We start from the raw sequence: 17,787 nt of genomic DNA, 5'->3' as shown, positions 1-17,787 counted from the left end.
ACCCCGTAGGCCGGACAAGACGAAATCGCTACTGCAATTGAGCGGCAACCAACGGCCAGCGGGTGTCAAAATCATCCGTTGGGCGGTATTTAAATTCGCTACGTACAAACCGGGACAGCATACCTTCGCAGAAAGCCAGTAACTGGCTGGCCAGCAGCGTTTCATCCACGGTGTAGCCTTCACCTTCACGCATTCTTTTTTCTCGCAGAACCTGGCGCAACTGCGCTTCAATGCGCTCAAAAAGTTGGTTAATGCGACCTTGCAGACGGTCTTGCTCGAACATCAACGCGTGTCCGGTCAGAATTCGTGTCAGGCCAGGATTACGCTCACCAAACCCTAAAATCAGCAGAACGATCAGACGCAGACGCGCGTTGGTGTCTTTTTCATCTTTCAAAATCAGATTGATACGCGTAATCAGACTATCTTCGATAAACTCAATCAGGCTATCGAACATACGGGTCTTGCTGGGGAAATGGCGATACAATGCCGCTTCGGATACGCCAACTGAGGCTGCCAGCTTTGCTGTGGTGATGCGTTGGCTACCATCGCTGGACTCAAGCATCAGTGCCAGAGACTGAAGTATTTCTTCGCGACGATTCCTTTTCGCAGTTTGCTTTTCTACCATGTTACAAAATACCCCTGAAAATAAGCTCTTGCCAGGCAGGCATCCACACAGCGACCGCAAACTGTTGTTTGCGGTGTGTTATTGCGTTATTACGCTATGGGATGCTTTTCTGCGGGTTACTTGCGCCCGGAATGGCCGAAGCCACCTTCGCCACGATCGGTGGCTTCAAACTCTTCCACCAGATTAAATTCAGCCTGCACGACCGGTACAAATACCATCTGCGCGATACGTTCGCCCGGCTCAATAGTGAAGCTGTCCTGACCACGGTTCCAGACGGACACCATCAGTTGGCCCTGGTAGTCGGAATCAATCAAACCAACCAGATTGCCCAGCACGATACCGTGCTTATGGCCCAGCCCGGAGCGAGGGAGCATTACCGCTGCCAGAGAAGGATCGGCAATGTGGATAGCTAACCCGGTTGGCACCAGCGTTGTTGCGCCCGGCGCCAGCTCTACGGCGTCATCAAGACAAGCACGCAGGTCAAGTCCGGCAGAACCAGAAGTGGCGTACGTCGGGAGCGGAAATTGTTGCCCTACGCGCGGGTCCAGAATCTTAACGTCGATTTTTTTCATCATAACGGGTCACGATCTCGTCGAGTAATAATTGGCCCAGGAGTTCTTTACGCTCAAGCGGTAAGACTTTGTCTCCATCCTGCCAAAAAAGGTGTAATGCGTTGCTATCGCTGTTAAATCCTTGAGTTGACAGCGAAACGTCGTTCGCACAGATCATATCAAGGTTTTTGCGGATGCGTTTTTGCCGGGCATATTCTTCCACATTATTTGTTTCGGCGGCAAACCCAACGACAAAAGGACGGTTAGCATCCAGTGCGGCAACACCGGCGATAATGTCCGGATTTTTGACCATTTTTACTGTTAATTCATCACCCTGTGTCGCTTGTTTTTTTATTTTTTCGTGGGCGACAGTTTCAGCGCGATAATCAGCGACTGCAGCGCAGCCGATAAAAATATGCTGTTGTTGCACCGTAGACTGCACAGCGGCTTCCATTTCCAGCGCGGTCATCACATCAACCCGTTGAACAAATGGTGGTGTGGATAACGAAACCGGACCCGATACCAGTGTGACGTTTGCCCCGCGCTTTGCGGCAGCGGCCGCGATCGCAAACCCCATCTTCCCGGAACTGTGGTTGGAAATATAACGCACGGGATCAAGCGGTTCACGCGTCGGACCCGCCGTAATCATGATGTTGAGATGTTGCAGATCGTTGACAGGTGAAAAATGTTCTGCCGCCATATCCACAATCGTTAACGGATCCAGCATACGTCCAGGGCCGATATCACCACATGCCTGACTACCGCTGTCAGGACCCCAAATGAGCAAACCGCGTGAGGCAAGAATACCCAGATTGTGCTGGGTCGCGGCAGCGCGGTACATCTGCTGGTTCATGGCTGGCAGTACAGCAACAGGAGCAGGCGTTGCCAGACAAATCGTTGAAACCAGGTCGTTGGCCATACCTGCGGCGACACGAGCAATCAGGTCTGCTGTAGCGGGTGCCAGGATGACCAAATCGGCCCATTTTCCCAGCTCAATGTGGCCCATCGCGGCTTCGGCTGCGGGGTCAAGCAGGCTGTCGGAAACGGGATAACCTGAAACCGCCTGTAAACTCAGGGGAGTAATAAATGCTTTTGCCGCTTCGGTCATCGCCACGCGGACGTCAGCGCCGCGTTCCCGTAAACGACGCACCAACTCAGGGGTCTTGTACGCAGCAATACCGCCACTGACGCCAAGTACGATTTTTTTACCGGCCAGGCTCATCATGATCTTTCCTGTTGGGTTTCACCAGAAGGCGGATATTTTATCACAATCCGCAATTTGTCGTGCTTTTGACCGTGCTCCACTTTGCGAGGCGCTACGAAGAAGTGAAAACAACGCGTCGAATCACCGTCGGTGTTATGCCACTATGCGGACGCGAGAGGAGGGAGAAGCATGGAAAATACAGGAAGTATGATGCCCCGGGAAAAGCTATTGGCGCAGGGGGCCAGTTCTCTGACCGATGTTGAGCTTTTGGCTCTTTTTTTACGTACCGGCATGCAGGGTAAAGATGTGCTTACGCTGGCGAAAGAGATGCTTCAGCATTTTGAGTCGCTGTATGGCCTGTTGTCTGCTGATTACATGGATTTTAGCTATGTTCAGGGAATCGGTATCGCGAAGTACGCGCAGTTGAAGGGGATTGCGGAGCTGGCAAGACGCTACTACAACGTGCGAGTGATAGAGGAGCGTGCTCTACTTAGTCCGGAAATGGCGCGTGAATTTCTGCAAAGTCAGCTTTCGCAAGAGGAACGCGAGATCTTTCTGGTGATCTTTATGGATTCTCAACATCGCGTGATTAAACACAGCAAACTTTTTTCCGGTACGCTTAGCCATGTCGAGGTGCATCCGAGAGAAATTGTCCGTGAAGCGATAAAAATGAATGCTTCTGCGGTGATCCTTGCGCATAATCACCCTTCGGGGTGTGCAGAGCCGAGTAAAGCAGATAAACTCATCACCGAGCGTGTTGTGAAATGCTGTCAGTTCATGGATATCCGGGTGCTTGATCATCTGGTCATTGGGCGCGGAGAGTACGTTTCTTTTGCGGAACGCGGTTGGATTTAACGCACTTTACGCGATCCATCGGGATCTTTGTCTGTTCGGGACTTGAGCACATCGCTGACTCAGCGTATACTACGCCACCTTTGAGAATCTCGGGTTTGGCATTTGGGCCTGGCAATCGAGAGTTCGCAAATACGCAAAATCATTCTTGTTGCGTCCAATGACGAGGCAACATTGAAAGATTAAGTGTATTGAACTGCGATAACCGGGCTGAGAAGCCTGACGAGGCGCCAATACCCCATACGAAGCTCGAGCTAATTTGATTTTTGGAGAATAGACATGTCCCGAGTCTGCCAAGTTACTGGCAAGCGTCCGGTGACCGGTAACAACCGTTCCCACGCACTGAACGCGACTAAACGCCGTTTCCTGCCTAACCTGCACTCTCACCGTTTTTGGGTTGAGAGCGAGAAGCGTTTTGTCACCCTGCGTGTATCTGCTAAAGGTATGCGTGTTATTGATAAGAAAGGCATCGAAACAGTTCTGTCTGAACTGCGTGCCCGTGGCGAAAAGTACTAAGTACTAAGAGGAAATAAATCATGGCTAAAGGTATTCGTGAGAAAATCAAGCTGGTTTCTTCTGCTGGTACTGGTCACTTCTATACCACTACGAAGAACAAACGTACTAAGCCGGAAAAACTGGAACTGAAAAAGTTCGATCCAGTTGTTCGTCAGCACGTTTTATACAAAGAAGCGAAAATCAAATAATTTTCGTTTTGATGTAAAGAAAAACCCTGCCTCGGCGGGGTTTTTTGTTTTCTGGCCGTCCCCATATTAATGAGACCTGACATACCGCCGGAGATACTATGCCTGAATTACCTGAAGTCGAAACCAGTCGCCGTGGTATTGAGCCGCATCTGGTGGGGGCAACGATTATGCACGCGACGGTGCGTAACGGTCGTTTGCGTTGGCCAGTATCTGAGGAAATCTATCGTCTGAGTGATCAACCTGTCCTCAGCGTACAGCGGCGCGCGAAATACCTGCTGCTAGAACTGGCGGATGGCTGGATAATCATTCATCTGGGGATGTCGGGTAGCTTGCGTATCCTTCCTGAAGAGCTTCCGGCAGACAAGCACGACCACGTTGACTTAGTGATGAGCAACGGCAAAGTTCTGCGTTATACCGATCCCCGCCGCTTTGGCGCCTGGCTGTGGACTAAAGAACTGGATGGACATAATGTCCTCGCTCATCTTGGCCCTGAGCCGCTGAGCGACGATTTCAACGCCAATTATCTACAGCAGAAATGTTCGAAGAAGAAAACGGCGATTAAACCCTGGCTGATGGATAACAAGCTGGTGGTGGGTGTGGGTAATATCTACGCCAGCGAGTCGCTATTTGCGGCTGGGATTCATCCTGACCGTCTTGCGTCATCGCTGTCGAAAGATGAGTGTGAATTGCTGGTACGCGTTATCAAGGCGGTGTTGCTGCGTTCTATCGAGCAGGGTGGGACGACGCTGAAGGACTTTCTGCAAAGTGACGGTAAGCCTGGCTATTTTGCCCAGGAGCTGCAGGTCTATGGGAGAGAAGGTGAACCGTGTCGTGCATGCGGCGCACCGATTGTTGCGACAAAACACGCCCAGCGTACAACGTTCTATTGCCGTCGCTGTCAGAAATAGTGTCATTGCAGGCCGGATGCTGCATCCGGCCTGGTGCATTACTTCAGTTTACTCATTAATGCCTGATGGACGTTTTCCGGCAAAAAGTGCGTCACGTCACCCTGGTGGCGGGCAACTTCTTTCACCAGTGACGATGAGATAAATGACCACTCTTTAGATGGCATCAGAAAAACGCTTTCCAGCTGTGGCATGAGGTGGCGGTTCATATGGGCCAGCTGCATTTCATACTCAAAATCGGCTACCGCGCGCAGGCCACGGATCAGAATGTTCGCCTGATTATCACGGGCAAAGTTTGCCATCAGATCGCTGAATCCCAGCACTTCCACATTGCCAAGATGCGCCGTTGCCTGTTGTGCCAGCTCAACACGCTCTTCCAGAGTAAACATCGGCTTTTTACTGGGACTTGCGGCTATTGCCAGAATCACGTGATCAAACATGCTTGTCGCACGCGTCACGATATCGAGGTGGCCGTTAGTAATAGGATCAAAGGTTCCTGGATAAATCGCCCGTTTTTGCATGACTTGCCTCAATGCGTTTTGGGTGGCAGGTAAGGTTCCAGCAGTTGCAGAAGACGCTGTAGCGCGCCCTGATTTTGATACAGAACTTCAACTGCGTGACGGCCATAAAAATTACGATAATCTGCATCGGTCAGTAAGGAAGAGACCTCTTTCACCAGCGTAGTTGCGTCGGTGACGGTGATCAATCCGCTTGCCTGTTCGAGACGGGCGCAAATATCTTTAAAATTAAACGTATGTGGTCCCATCAACACCGGAATAGCATGCGCTGCCGCTTCCAGCGGGTTGTGTCCACCACGTTCAACCAGTGAACCGCCGACAAAAGCAAGGTCGGCAATGCCATACAGCAACATCAGCTCACCCATGGTATCGCCGATCACAACCTGAGTACCTGATGATGGAACTTCACCCGAAGAACGAGTGGTATAGCTTAGTCCAGCCTGGCGTACGAGGTTAATGGCATCCGGGAACCGTTCTGGATGTCTGGGAACCAGAATCAATAAAAGATTCGGGAACTGATTTAATAACGCCTGATGGGCGGCAATGATGATGCTTTCTTCGCCGTCGTGGGTGCTGGTTGCAATCCATACCGGGCGGTGAGGCGCCCATTGACGACGTAATGTCACCGCTTTTGCGGCTAGTTGCGGTGTGACGGATATATCAAACTTCAGGCTGCCAGTAACGGTGACTTGATTGCTTCTGGCGCCAAGCGTAATAAAACGTGCGCCATCTTCTTCGTTTTGTGCGGCAATCAACGTAATTCGACGCAGTAGTCTGCCAACAAATTTACCTAATTTCGCATAACCAGCGGCTGAACGAGCAGAAAGACGTGCGTTGGCAATGACCAGAGGAATGTGGCGCTTATGGAGTGCCGCGATCAGATTTGGCCACAGCTCGGTTTCCATAATTAACACCAGTTTGGGGTCAACTTTATTCAGAAAACGGTTCAGGGCATCCGGTAAATCGTATGGCAAATAAATGTGCTGAACGTCAGTGCCAAAAGCAGATTGTACGCGCTCGGAACCGGTTGGCGTCATGGTGGTTACCGTGATCGGCAAGTCGGGATAACGATGTCGCAGAGCGCGAACTAATGGGATTGCAGCCAGCGTTTCGCCCACAGAAACCGAATGAAGCATGATGCCGCCAGGTTTTAGCGGGCGGCGATAAAAGCCGTAGCGTTCGCCCCAGCGTTTACGGTAGGCCGGAGCCTTACGTCCGCGCACCCAAAGCCGTATCCAGATCAAAGGCTGAATAAGGTAGAAAAGGGCGGTGTAAAGCAATTCGAGCATAATGGTAGCTGACTTATGAATGTGCTGGGGATTCTATGTATTTAACTATGGCTTTACCATCATTTTTGCTGATTTTGGTCTAAATTATCCCCAGCACAGGGGCTGTTCGTGGATATTGCGACTTATCCCTCTTTACCTCCGCCATTCATCGGGAGTTATCCCTCTGGATTTTTTGGGGCGATAATATTAAATTTTTATTCGAGAGTGAATTGTTAATCCATTGTTTTTATTTGATTAATTTTATTTGTGGTACAAAATCCTTCTCGTTCGGATTGCGGCAAAAGAAGTGGTACACTATTACGTCAAAAAATGAGCGCGATATCAGTCATCAGGTAGCTGTTGAGCCTGGGCGGTAGCGTGCTTTTTTCCTACTTTTACCGGACAATCACAACAAAAGAGTTGCTTGTGGAAAAGTCATTTAGAAAAATTCTGGTCATCAAAATGCGTTTTCACGGGGATATGTTGTTGATTACACCCGTTATTAGCACGCTTAAACACCAGTATCCTGATGCGAAGGTTGATGTCTTATTGTACGAAGACACAATACCAATTTTGTCTGAGAATCCTGAAATCAATGCGTTGTATGGCATCAAGAATAAAAAAATCAAAACGACGGAAAAGATTGCCAACTTTATTAGTTTAATCAAAACACTGCGTTCTAATCGGTACGACCTTGTCGTCAATATGGCCGATCAATGGATGGTGGCCGTATTGGTTCGTTTACTTAACGTACCGATGAGCATTTCACCGGATTTTGGTCATCGTCAGTCAGCCTTATGGCGTAATAGTTTTACGCGTCTTGTTCTCTTAAAAGGGAACAATGTTGTTGAAAATAACCTGTCGATATTAGAGCCGTTGGAGATTGAAACTCCCGTAGCTGAAACAACCATGAGCTACAAACCTGAGTGCTGGGATCGCGTGCATGATGAGTTGATAAAGGCAGGTGTAGGTGAGGGTTATGTTGTGATCCAACCGACAGCACGGCAGATTTTCAAATGCTGGGAGAATGAAAAATTCTCTCAGGTGATTGATGCATTGCATGAACGTGGTACCGAAGTTGTTCTGACATCTGGCCCGGGAGCGGAAGATTTAGCCTGTGTGAATGCAATTGCACAAGGCTGCAAACAGCCGCCGGTGACGGCGCTCGCGGGGAAGCTGACGTTTCCTGAGCTGGGAGCGCTTATTGACCATGCGTCACTGTTTATTGGTGTTGACTCCGCTCCAGGGCATATCGCCGCCGCAGTAAGAACGCCGCTGATCTGTCTGTTCGGTGCGACTGATCACGTTTTCTGGCGCCCTTGGTCAGACAATATGATTCAATTCTGGGCCGGCGATTATCGGCCAATACCAACGCGTGAGCAGCTTGACCGTAATGAAATGTATCTGGCGGTGATTCCGGCCGAAGATGTTATTGCAGCGGTTGATAAAATGATGTCTACCAGCCATGTGAAACCAGTCACGGGCGGAGAATTATGATTGTTGCCTTTTGTCTGTATAAATATTTTCCTTTCGGTGGTTTACAGCGGGACTTTATGCGCATTGCCCAGACCGTGGCTACACGTGGTCACCAGGTACGGGTGTATACCCAATATTGGGAGGGTGAATATCCTGATGCGTTTGAGTTGATTCTTGTCCCAGTAAAATCCCTAACCAACCATGGACGTAACGCTGAGTATTATGCGTGGGTGCAGAACCATTTGCGTGAGCACCCTGTCGCGCGGGTTGTCGGTTTTAACAAAATGCCGGGGCTGGATGTGTATTACGCGGCCGATGTGTGTTACGCCGAGAAAGTGGCGCAGGAAAAAGGTTTCTTCTATCGCCTGACATCGCGTTATCGGCATTACGCGGCTTTTGAGCGAGCGACGTTTGCACACGGTAAGCCGACGCAGTTGCTGATGCTGACGGACAAGCAGATTGCGGATTTCCAGAAGCACTATCAGACCGAGTCTGAGCGTTTTAATATTCTGCCGCCGGGGATTTACCCGGACAGAAAATACAGTCAGCAGATCCTAAACGCCCGTCAGGTTTATCGGCAGAAGAACGGCTTGAGCGAATCGCAGAACGTGCTGCTACAGGTGGGATCCGATTTTACGCGCAAAGGCGTGGATCGCACGCTGGCCGCGATGGCTTCGTTACCCGAAAGCCTGCGTCAGAATACGCAGCTGTTTATTGTCGGCCAGGATAAGCCGGGGAAATTTGCCGCGCTGGCCGAGAAGTACGGTATTCAGCGCAACGTCCATTTTTTTTCCGGGCGCAACGACGTGGCGGAGCTGATGGCTGCGGCAGATTTACTGCTGCATCCGGCCTATCAGGAGGCGGCGGGTATTGTGCTGCTGGAAGCGGTAACGGCTGGCCTGCCGGTGTTAACGACCTGCGTGTGCGGCTACGCGCACTATATCGTGGACGCAAACTGCGGCGCGGTGATTGACGAACCGTTCCGACAAGAAGCCTTAAATGAGATTCTTCTTAAGGCCCTGACCCAGTCAGCGCTGCGCGAGGCATGGGCGGAAAATGCGCGCAATTACGCCGACACACAGGACTTATACAGTCTGGCGGACAGAGCGGCAGATATCATTATAGGTGATTTGGATGGTTGAGCTGAACGAACCGCTGTCCACGCTGTGGAGCGGAAAAGATGCCTTTGAGGAAGTAAAACATCTGCAAGGTGAGGTGTTTCGTGAACTGGAAACCCGCCGAACGCTGCGCTTCGAACTGGCCGGCGGCAGCTATTTTCTGAAATGGCACCGTGGCACCTCTCTCAAAGAGATCGTTAAAAACCTGATTTCCCTGCGTATGCCGGTGCTGGGCGCCGACCGTGAGTGGAACGCGATCCACCGCCTGCACGATGTGGGCGTCGACACTATGCACGGCGTGGGCTTTGGCGAAAAGGGGTTAAATCCGTTAACCCGCACGTCATTTATCATCACCGAAGATTTGACGCCCACCATCAGCTTGGAAGACTACTGCGCGGACTGGGTGGCGAATCCGCCGATGCCTGCGGTTAAACGCATGCTGATTAAACGTGTCGCCATGATGGTGCGCAAGATGCACGAAGCTGGTATTAACCACCGTGACTGCTATATTTGTCACTTTTTGCTGCATTTGCCGTTTAGCGGCCATGAAGATGAGCTGAAAATCTCAGTTATCGACCTGCATCGTGCGCAACTTCGCCGCAAGGTTCCACTGCGATGGCGCGATAAGGATTTGACAGGGCTTTATTTTTCTTCGATGGATATCGGATTGAAAACTCGAGATTATCTTCGTTTTATGAAGGTATATTTCGGGTGCCGTCTGAAAGACGTGTTTATCAAAGAAGCAATGCTTATAAATAAGATCGAAGAGAATGCTGAACGCGTAAAAGAAAGAACATTGAGAAAAAATCTGTAGTTAATAATTAATTATACTATAAGAGTTATCTATGAATATTAAAGATTGTATTAAAAAAAGTGAGTGCTTTAATTTTTATCCTGATGAGGGAAATTCTTTAGACATAATTAATGTGGCTTACGGAGTTGATGCTAATTTTCAATTTGGGGCATCAGTATCTATAGTTTCACTACTTATCAACAATACATCAAATCGTTTTTCATTTTATTTATTTACTGATACTGTTTCAGATGAATATAGAGATGCTTTAAGAGTTATTGCAGAGAAGTATCACTCAAAAATAACACTTTATACATTGGATGGTGATGTTTTTTCACAATTTCCATCGACCAATGCTTGGTCTCGGGCTACCTATTTTAGATTCGCTGCGTTTGAGTATTTGTCAGATTATATTGATAGAGTTATGTACATTGATGCTGATGTTATTTGTAATAATAGCATTGACGAATTCTATTTCGAAGATATTAGTAATTTCATAGCTGCTGTTATTCCTGATGTCGAGAGAAATAGAGTTAAAGCCGCCGAGCGATTTTCAATAAGTGAGTTTGGTGATAGCTATTTTAATGCTGGTGTTATTCTTTTGAATTTAGTTAAATGGAAAAGAAAATCATGCTTTGAGCAAGCGCTTGATATATTGAGCAATAGTAAATACAATCTGGCTTTCTTGGATCAGGACGTGTTAAATCTCATTTTTCGTGGTGATACCGTGATAATGAGAAGAGATTTCAATTGTATTTATGGAATGGACCGAGAGTTAATTAAAAAAGAAACTTATCGCGACTATATTAAAAAATCTACAGTGTTGATTCATTATGTCGGTTTAACAAAACCATGGCATGAATGGGCCATCGATTATGAGTCTGCACAACCATTTAAAAGAGCATTTCTGCAATCACCATGGGGAAATAGTGCGTTAGTTAAGGCTAATAGTGTCAAATTGATTAAACGAAAATCTAAGCATGAGAAAAGACAAGGTTTTTATTTAAAGAGCATTATGACATTTTTAAGCCAGTATAAAAGTTAGCATAGCTTATGGTGATTATTTAACGTTATATTCCAAAAAATATTGAAAATATTATGCATTTATATACTAACAGCAGGGTTATCATCTCTTATAACTTGTCCCTTGAAGTGGAAGATATTTTTTGATGTTGAAATTATTCTGTTTTTTGTACGAAAACTACTATGTTGGAATATGAACACCCATTGGGCAATGATAAATTTTTATGGACATGTAGACTTTATTCTTGTTATGAGAGGCATTTATGAGTGACCTGAATCGCTTTTATTTCGATTTGCCCGGATGGCTTGGTGATCGGGATAATATTCATCGTCAATTTATTGGTAATTTTATTTCGTGTCTTCATGGCGAACAATTAAAAGTAATAGTGACACCAGTTAAATTCCCATGTTATGGCCTCGAAAGGCCAGCAATAAAAGGTGGGATAACTTTTGCATTTCATTCTTATAACAATGATAAAAATGTATTTTCAATTAAAGAATCTCCTATCTACGGGTTATACTCTATTGATAAAAATGGTTATTCAGGTTGGGCGGATATATGTGTGAATTTCGATTCTTACTGTGATGAAATAAATAAAATAAATGCCCTCACTGCGAAGAACATAATAAAAGAGAAAAGAGACTTTTTCGGGAAAACAAAATTATCAAAATATGTACAATCTGATTTTAAGGTTGCACTACCTGATGATTATATCTTTTTTCCCATGCAAATAAATTCTGACTCAGTTACCGATCATGAAAATATCAACGCAATAGAAGTTCTTGACTATATTGCAAATTTAGCACTGAAAACGAATCGATATGTGATTATTAAACGACACCCACTTTGTAAATCCAGAGGAATCAGTCTCAAGCTTGAGCATCTACTGGCTACCAATAATAAAGTGATGTCAGTTGATGCAAATATTCATGATTTAATTGATAAATGTAGTGCCGTTATTGCATGTAACTCAGGCGTAAGTATTGAAGCACTAATATCGGGTAAGCCAGTCTTCTGTTTTGGGAAAAGTGAATGGTATGAAGCTAGCCATAAAATAGAAAAATTACAAGATCTTGATGCTGTTTTTTCCCAGGAAAAACATAACGGAATGTCAGGGTTTCAGGAAAAGATTATTGCCTACTTACTCTCTGAATATTGGGTCCCTTTTGATAGTGTTGAAAAAATTCAAGAAAAAATAAAACAATGTGTTGCTCTTTATGAGCCTAACTATGGTGATGATTTTTGTCATGATGAGGTGAATGATAGTAAATACGTCAAGAATTTTCTGGAGGCTCAAAGAGAGATTGCAATAATGAAAAGGAAACAGAAAAAATACAAGAAAGATTATGAGATGTTATCCTTTATCAGTAGGTTCGTTCTATTTTTCCCATTTAAGATTATTGTATCTTTGTTGGGACGGAAAAATGCACGCATAAATAAATTGAATGATAAATAATTAATCCTGATGTGTTGATTAGCCCATTTTTAGCACTATATCTCTATCTCTGTGTGCATTAATTATTTTTTAAAGGTATAAACAAATGCATGTTTTTATAATATCACTTCCTTTTGACATGGCTCGACGCAGTGAAATTGGGAAGAAAATGAATGATCTGAATATTGAGTATTCATTTTTCGATGCTGTATATGGCAAAGATTTAACTTCAGAAGAAAAAGAAAAAATATCTACAGTCGATTTTAAAAAGCGTTCAAAAAATGATCCCATTGATGGTGAGTTTGGTTGTACATTGAGCCATATTCGACTATTTGAAAAAATGGTACATGATGAAATAAAATGGGCATGTGTTCTTGAAGATGATGCTATTATAGATGAGACCTTCAAAGATTTTATATCAAAAGTAGACGAGACAAAACTCACCGATGATACGCAGTATATATTGGGTGGGCAAGATGGATTGGTCTATAGAAATAAAGTCGTGCTGAGCCATTTTGCGAGGGAGTTAATCGGTGGAGAAGTATTCCATAAAGTGATATCTGGTCATGGTTATGTTTTAAGATCGTGTGGTTATTTGATTAGTTTAAGCACTGCTTCTCGTTTAATGAAACGCTTTAATGAAGGTTTCTTTATTATTGATGAGTGGGCTTACTTAATGAGAGAGGGGCTCTTCTCAAATATATATCTGGCTGATTTTGTTCATCACCCAGAAGATTTATCTAATAGCTGGTTAGATAAAGAACGTAAAGAAAATAATAAAGACAAGAAAGTTCGAAAGAAAAAGTCTTATTTAAGAAAGAAAATATCATCCAGCTATTGGATTGCAAGGCGTTATATTCTTGGTTTTTGTTGGTGGAAATAAAAGTTATACCTTTACTCTATTCTTGCATTAACCGGACATCATCCATGTGTCCGGTTCTCTAGCTTTAATACACGTCTTATTTCTTGATGGCTTTTGGTATGATCATGGATATGGCTATACCAATAACAATAGAAAAATGCTGTAGGTTTATTGTTTCGAACATACCTCTTACTAAAAAATCACCAAGAACAATTAAGAATATAGTTAACCATCCTATTTGGGTTACACCTGTATTTTTAATATATTGGCTTACTGATTTTTGCACCAGGGCTAATAGTAAAAGCCACAAACTGATTAATCCAAAGATTCCTCCAGAAAACCACATAGATAAGGATAAATTGTGTGGGCCGATTGGTTTCTGGAAAAACCATTGAGGATGGGTGTCGATGTTCTTTGCATAAACATCCAGATAAAGTTCTTTCCCATAACCATACCCCTTGAATGGTTTATCAAGAATCAGATCGAGAGCGGCTCCTTGCGTACCATTTCCATATCTCTCACTACTATCGGTCTGTTGCATTTTATGGAAAAGAGTAGAGAATTGCTGATCCTTTTTTAAGTAGACATATCCTAATGGAAGAGCCACGATTATTGCCACGCAGAGCATCAGTCGCCATTCTTTACGAAGAACTATCCATACCAGCCCGGGGATCAGTACCGCAAGCCATGTGCCACGTTGAAGTGTTCCCAGAATCATTATCGATAAAATTGGGAGAAGGATGCAAAAAGCGGCGGCAGTGTATTTCCGTTTTAAGGACCATAGCCCCATCAGTCCGATGGCCATGAATATAAAAGCATCAGATTTATATCTGTGTTCAAAACTTGTAAATGGGAGTATACCAACTTTATAGTCATTGTAATACTGGATGCCATCGGCGATAGCCATGGGGATAATCGATGCACATAATGAATATATTAAAAGCTTTGCAATATCTTCTTTTTTTTCTTTGTGTAGTACGACTATCATAGGTAGTATTATGACTATAACTTTTTCTAGAATATCTTTTTCCACCGCTTTTATACTAATATCCGTATTTACAGATATTAGTATTGAATAAACCATGCTAATGATAAAGATGAAAAAGGTGATGCTAATGTTGTTTTTGAACAAAACTAACGCTTTCGCTCGTAATTGATAACAGTAAGCCAATGCAGTAATAACCATCAATAATGTTAATGCATTTTTGAAGCGCGTAACACCTTCCAAAAAATAAAGAAAAATATAAAGCGAGACAAGAGATCTATTCCATCGCGATTGCCAGTTTGATAGCGGATTTTTCTCACTGAGAAACATGTTTTATTCCTATGAACTGTAGATATTTTTCTACCATGGCTACAGACAGGTTTTCTAAAGAAGCATTTTCAGAACAGCATACCATCTGATTCTTTCCATACCCTCCAATTAACCTTGGATCTGTCGGCCCATACAGCGTGATATTTGGGCGATCCAGCGCCGCGGCTAAGTGGCTCAATCCGGTATCCACTGAAACGACAAATTCCGCACCTGCCAGCACGTGCGCCACCTTCTCTAGGCTCAGACGCGGCAGAACTTCCACGTAATCAAACCCTTCAGCCAAGCGCTTCGCGCGTGTTTCTTCATGCGGCGCGCCCCAGGGGAGTTTAATGTGCAGCCCGCTCTCTTTTAGCAGCCCAATCAGCTCGCGCCAGTTGCTCTCCGGCCAGTGCTTATCGTCGCGAGTGGTGGCGTGCAAAAAAACGCAGTAGGGGGCTTCCGTTGGCGTATATGTCCCCTGGAAATGCCGGGCAATGGCATAGTCACCTTGCTCATCGGGGAGGGCATACCCCAGGCTTTTGGCGAACAATTCACGCGTACGTTCTACCGCGTGCTGCTGTTTGGCTATGTGATGTTTGCGATTATAAAACAGACTTGCCAGCGGTTCGCGGGCTGTGCTCCAGTCCATACCATGCTTGATGCCACGTGCCAGACGTGTCACCAACGCCGCGCTTTTAACTAAACCCTGAGCATCGATTATTGCGTCATAATGCTGTAAACGCACCGCATCGTGAAACGCTTTACGCTCGGCTTTAATCGGCGCTGAAAACCAGGCTTTACGCCAGCGACGGATCGCCACTGGAATAACCCGGTCAACGGCTGAATGCCAGGAGGGGATTTGAGCGAACCCTTCTTCCACCACCCAATCAAATTGAATACCCGGAATAGCCTGCTGCGCATCGGTTAATGCGGGCAACATATGCAGTACATCGCCCATAGACGACGTTTTAACGATCAGAACCCGCATCCGTCAGGCTTCCTCTTGTAACAACAGGTCGTTGAGTTCTTCCAGTACGCGCTGGGGTGTGATGTCCATCAGGCTCTGGTGATAGCCTTCTGCCGCATCGCCCTTACGCACTTTGTGATACCCCGTAATCAGGCGAATGACACGTGCCTTGTGGGAAAGCGGAGGCGTAAAATCCGGGCTGCTTGGACCATACAATGCGACCAGTGGACGGTTCAGTGCTGCGGCCACGTGCATTAATCCAGAATCGTTGGTGACGACCGCTTTGCAGGCGGCGAGCAGAATGACGGCCTGTTCCAGCTGTGTTTCGCCCGCCAGATTACGGCACCAGGCTTGCTGTTCAGTGCTCAGCGTTGCCAGGATCTCATTGCCAGCTTCATGGTCTTTTGCTGAGCCAAACAGCACAATCTGATGGCCTTCATCGATCAACTGCTTCGCCAACGCTGCGTAGTGGTAATGTGGCCAGCGTTTTGCTGGACCAAATTCCGCACCTGGGCAAAAGCCGATGATGGGGCGTTCGGCAGAGAGGGAAAACTGACTACAGGTCAGTGATTTCTCGCCTTCGCTGACCTGCAACTGCGGCCATAGCAGAGGCTGCGGCAAATCTTTGGCCGTCAGCATCACGCCTTTATCATAAGCCAGAGCCACATAGCGCTCGACCATCAGTGGCCATGCGTCTTTATCCAGTACGCGCGCATCGTTCAGCAGACCGTAGCGCATCTCGCCACGCCAACCGGTACGATGGGGAATACCCGCAAAGAACGGCACCAGAGCGGATTTAAACGAGTTAGGCAGCACATAAGCGCGGTCATAGCGCTTCTCACGCAGACTGTGGCCGAGTTTACGGCGCTCGCCGATCTCCAGCGCGCCGTGCCCCAACGGCATGGCGATAGCTTCGTTGACTTCTGGCATGCGCGACAATAACGGACGGCACCAGGCAGGTGCCATCACGTCGATTATCGCCTGGGGATAGCGCGCCTTGAGCGTGCGATAGAGACTTTGCGACATCATCATGTCGCCCACCCAAGACGGGCCAACCACCAAAATTTTCATATTTACGCGTCGCGGTTCAGCCAGGCCATATATTCCGTGACGCCTTCGGCGACGGTTTTAAACGGCTTGTCATAGCCCGCTGCGCGCAGGTTCGTCAGATCTGCCTGGGTAAATGCCTGGTAGCGGCCTTTCAGTTTTTCCGGGAATGGAATGTACTCAATGCTGCCTTTTTTGTGGTACGCCAGCGTAGCATCGGCAACGGCCTGGAAAGATTCCGCACGACCTGTACCGAGGTTAAAGATGCCAGAAACCCCATTTTCCAGGAACCACAGGTTTACCGCAGCCACGTCGCCTACATAAACGAAATCACGTTTGAAGTTTTCACTGCCTTCAAACAGTTTTGGCGTTTCGCCATTGTTAAGCTGGGTGTTGAGGTGGAAAGCAACGCTTGCCATGCTGCCTTTGTGGCCTTCACGCGGTCCGTAAACGTTGAAATAGCGGAAGCCAACAATCTGAGAATTGGCTTCTGGCAGGATCTGACGCACGTACTCGTCGAACAGGAATTTTGAGTAGCCGTAGACGTTCAGTGGTTTCTCATATTCACGGGATTCGATGAAATCAGACGTGCGACCGCCGTAGGTGGCGGCAGAGGACGCGTACAGGAACGGGATTTCACGCTCCAGGCAGTAGTGCAGTAGCTCTTTGGAGTATTGATAGTTGTTATCCATCATATACTTGCCGTCCCACTCGGTGGTGGACGAGCATGCGCCTTCGTGGAAAATCGCTTCGATATCGCCGAAATCTTCCCCGGCCATAATCTGGATCAGGAAGTCTTCCTTGTCCATGTAGTCAGCAATATTCAGATCCACCAGGTTAACAAACTTGGTGCCGTCTTTCAGGTTGTCCACCACCAGGATGTCGGTGATGCCTTTATCATTCAGGGACTTAACGATGTTGCTGCCGATAAAGCCCGCGCCGCCGGTAACGATGATCATAAATGTAACCTTCGAATTATGGAGTCAGAGACAATCTCAGACACGAATACTTCTATCATATCACTACATGGCTTAGGCTTCAGCCATTCACCGATAAGCCGTGCGGGTACACGTGATTTATGCTTCATTTTGAAGAAGTGATGATGCGTCATCTCGTATCAACGTATAGCTTTGGGTAATATGTG

19 protein-coding genes are annotated in these 17,787 nt (G+C 46.5%); 10 read left to right on the top strand and 9 right to left on the bottom strand.

From position 1 onward, the window contains the following. Positions 1-28: 28 nt before the first annotated feature. The 3 genes from slmA to coaBC form a co-directional block, all read right to left on the bottom strand. Positions 29-625: a nucleoid occlusion factor SlmA gene (gene slmA, locus OGY10_RS22830; protein WP_003827257.1), complete on the bottom strand. Its 597-nt coding sequence runs from the start codon at positions 623-625 to the stop codon at positions 29-31. Between the two features lie 116 nt (positions 626-741). Next, positions 742-1,200, bottom strand: a complete 459-nt coding sequence (gene dut, locus OGY10_RS22825) for a dUTP diphosphatase (protein ID WP_003827259.1) — start codon at positions 1,198-1,200, stop codon at positions 742-744. After that, entirely contained in the window at positions 1,178-2,398 is a 1,221-nt protein-coding gene (gene coaBC / locus OGY10_RS22820; RefSeq protein ID WP_191227190.1) for a bifunctional phosphopantothenoylcysteine decarboxylase/phosphopantothenate--cysteine ligase CoaBC, read from the bottom strand. Before coaBC ends, dut begins: the two co-directional genes overlap by 23 nt. A gap of 171 nt (positions 2,399-2,569) precedes the next feature. Here coaBC and radC point away from each other — a divergent pair, with 171 nt between their 5' ends. From radC to mutM, 4 genes are all read left to right on the top strand, one after another. Then, positions 2,570-3,235 (top strand): RadC family protein, encoded by a 666-nt coding sequence (gene radC / locus OGY10_RS22815; protein WP_032945377.1) that lies wholly within the window; start codon positions 2,570-2,572, stop codon positions 3,233-3,235. A 276-nt stretch (positions 3,236-3,511) separates the two neighbouring features. Next, complete coding sequence (rpmB, locus tag OGY10_RS22810; RefSeq protein ID WP_003024071.1) at positions 3,512-3,748, top strand: 50S ribosomal protein L28; 237 nt, start codon at positions 3,512-3,514, stop codon at positions 3,746-3,748. A gap of 20 nt (positions 3,749-3,768) precedes the next feature. Beyond that, positions 3,769-3,936 carry a 50S ribosomal protein L33 gene (gene rpmG, locus OGY10_RS22805; protein ID WP_003024094.1) on the top strand — a complete coding sequence of 56 codons (168 nt, stop codon included), beginning with the start codon at positions 3,769-3,771 and terminating at the stop codon, positions 3,934-3,936. A 98-nt stretch (positions 3,937-4,034) separates the two neighbouring features. Then, positions 4,035-4,844: a bifunctional DNA-formamidopyrimidine glycosylase/DNA-(apurinic or apyrimidinic site) lyase gene (gene mutM / locus OGY10_RS22800; RefSeq protein ID WP_048237016.1), complete on the top strand. Its 810-nt coding sequence runs from the start codon at positions 4,035-4,037 to the stop codon at positions 4,842-4,844. Between the two features lie 38 nt (positions 4,845-4,882). Here the strand turns inward: mutM and coaD are convergent, their stop codons facing one another. Further along, positions 4,883-5,362: a pantetheine-phosphate adenylyltransferase gene (coaD, locus tag OGY10_RS22795; RefSeq protein ID WP_003024099.1), complete on the bottom strand. Its 480-nt coding sequence runs from the start codon at positions 5,360-5,362 to the stop codon at positions 4,883-4,885. An 8-nt stretch (positions 5,363-5,370) separates the two neighbouring features. Further along, complete coding sequence (waaA, locus tag OGY10_RS22790; RefSeq protein ID WP_048237015.1) at positions 5,371-6,648, bottom strand: lipid IV(A) 3-deoxy-D-manno-octulosonic acid transferase; 1,278 nt, start codon at positions 6,646-6,648, stop codon at positions 5,371-5,373. Positions 6,649-7,053: 405 nt separating this feature from the next. Here waaA and rfaQ point away from each other — a divergent pair, with 405 nt between their 5' ends. The 6 genes from rfaQ to OGY10_RS22760 all read left to right on the top strand — a co-directional run bounded on the left by rfaQ (position 7,054) and on the right by OGY10_RS22760 (position 13,356). After that, positions 7,054-8,124, top strand: a complete 1,071-nt coding sequence (gene rfaQ, locus OGY10_RS22785) for a lipopolysaccharide core heptosyltransferase RfaQ (protein ID WP_191226654.1) — start codon at positions 7,054-7,056, stop codon at positions 8,122-8,124. Beyond that, complete coding sequence (locus OGY10_RS22780) at positions 8,121-9,245, top strand: glycosyltransferase family 4 protein (RefSeq protein ID WP_191226655.1); 1,125 nt, start codon at positions 8,121-8,123, stop codon at positions 9,243-9,245. Before rfaQ ends, OGY10_RS22780 begins: the two co-directional genes overlap by 4 nt. Beyond that, positions 9,238-10,035, top strand: a complete 798-nt coding sequence (rfaP, locus tag OGY10_RS22775) for a lipopolysaccharide core heptose(I) kinase RfaP (protein ID WP_191226656.1) — start codon at positions 9,238-9,240, stop codon at positions 10,033-10,035. The genes OGY10_RS22780 and rfaP overlap by 8 nt, the downstream gene beginning before the upstream one ends. 31 nt (positions 10,036-10,066) lie before the next feature. Further along, entirely contained in the window at positions 10,067-11,059 is a 993-nt protein-coding gene (locus tag OGY10_RS22770) for a glycosyltransferase family 8 protein (protein WP_191226657.1), read from the top strand. A gap of 241 nt (positions 11,060-11,300) precedes the next feature. Next, positions 11,301-12,494 (top strand): capsular polysaccharide export protein, LipB/KpsS family, encoded by a 1,194-nt coding sequence (locus OGY10_RS22765; RefSeq protein ID WP_191226658.1) that lies wholly within the window; start codon positions 11,301-11,303, stop codon positions 12,492-12,494. 85 nt (positions 12,495-12,579) lie between these two features. Then, positions 12,580-13,356 carry a glycosyltransferase family 25 protein gene (locus OGY10_RS22760; RefSeq protein WP_191226659.1) on the top strand — a complete coding sequence of 259 codons (777 nt, stop codon included), beginning with the start codon at positions 12,580-12,582 and terminating at the stop codon, positions 13,354-13,356. Positions 13,357-13,432: 76 nt separating this feature from the next. Here OGY10_RS22760 and rfaL read toward each other — a convergent pair whose 3' ends face one another. From rfaL to rfaD, 4 genes are read right to left on the bottom strand one after another with little or no spacing between them, the layout of a single operon-like run. Continuing rightward, positions 13,433-14,650: an O-antigen ligase RfaL gene (rfaL, locus tag OGY10_RS22755; protein ID WP_204191597.1), complete on the bottom strand. Its 1,218-nt coding sequence runs from the start codon at positions 14,648-14,650 to the stop codon at positions 13,433-13,435. After that, positions 14,637-15,617 carry a lipopolysaccharide heptosyltransferase RfaC gene (rfaC, locus tag OGY10_RS22750; RefSeq protein WP_286577441.1) on the bottom strand — a complete coding sequence of 327 codons (981 nt, stop codon included), beginning with the start codon at positions 15,615-15,617 and terminating at the stop codon, positions 14,637-14,639. The genes rfaL and rfaC overlap by 14 nt, the downstream gene beginning before the upstream one ends. 3 nt (positions 15,618-15,620) lie before the next feature. Continuing rightward, complete coding sequence (gene rfaF, locus OGY10_RS22745) at positions 15,621-16,667, bottom strand: ADP-heptose--LPS heptosyltransferase RfaF (RefSeq protein WP_060682951.1); 1,047 nt, start codon at positions 16,665-16,667, stop codon at positions 15,621-15,623. Positions 16,668-16,669: 2 nt separating this feature from the next. Further along, positions 16,670-17,602 (bottom strand): ADP-glyceromanno-heptose 6-epimerase, encoded by a 933-nt coding sequence (rfaD, locus tag OGY10_RS22740; RefSeq protein ID WP_003827312.1) that lies wholly within the window; start codon positions 17,600-17,602, stop codon positions 16,670-16,672. Positions 17,603-17,787 lie beyond the last annotated feature (185 nt).

Origin of the sequence: Citrobacter sp. Cpo148 (genome assembly GCF_030332375.1) — a bacterium.
Taxonomy (GTDB): Bacteria; Pseudomonadota; Gammaproteobacteria; order Enterobacterales; family Enterobacteriaceae; genus Citrobacter; species Citrobacter portucalensis.
This window is presented reverse-complemented; position numbering and strand designations above follow the sequence as displayed.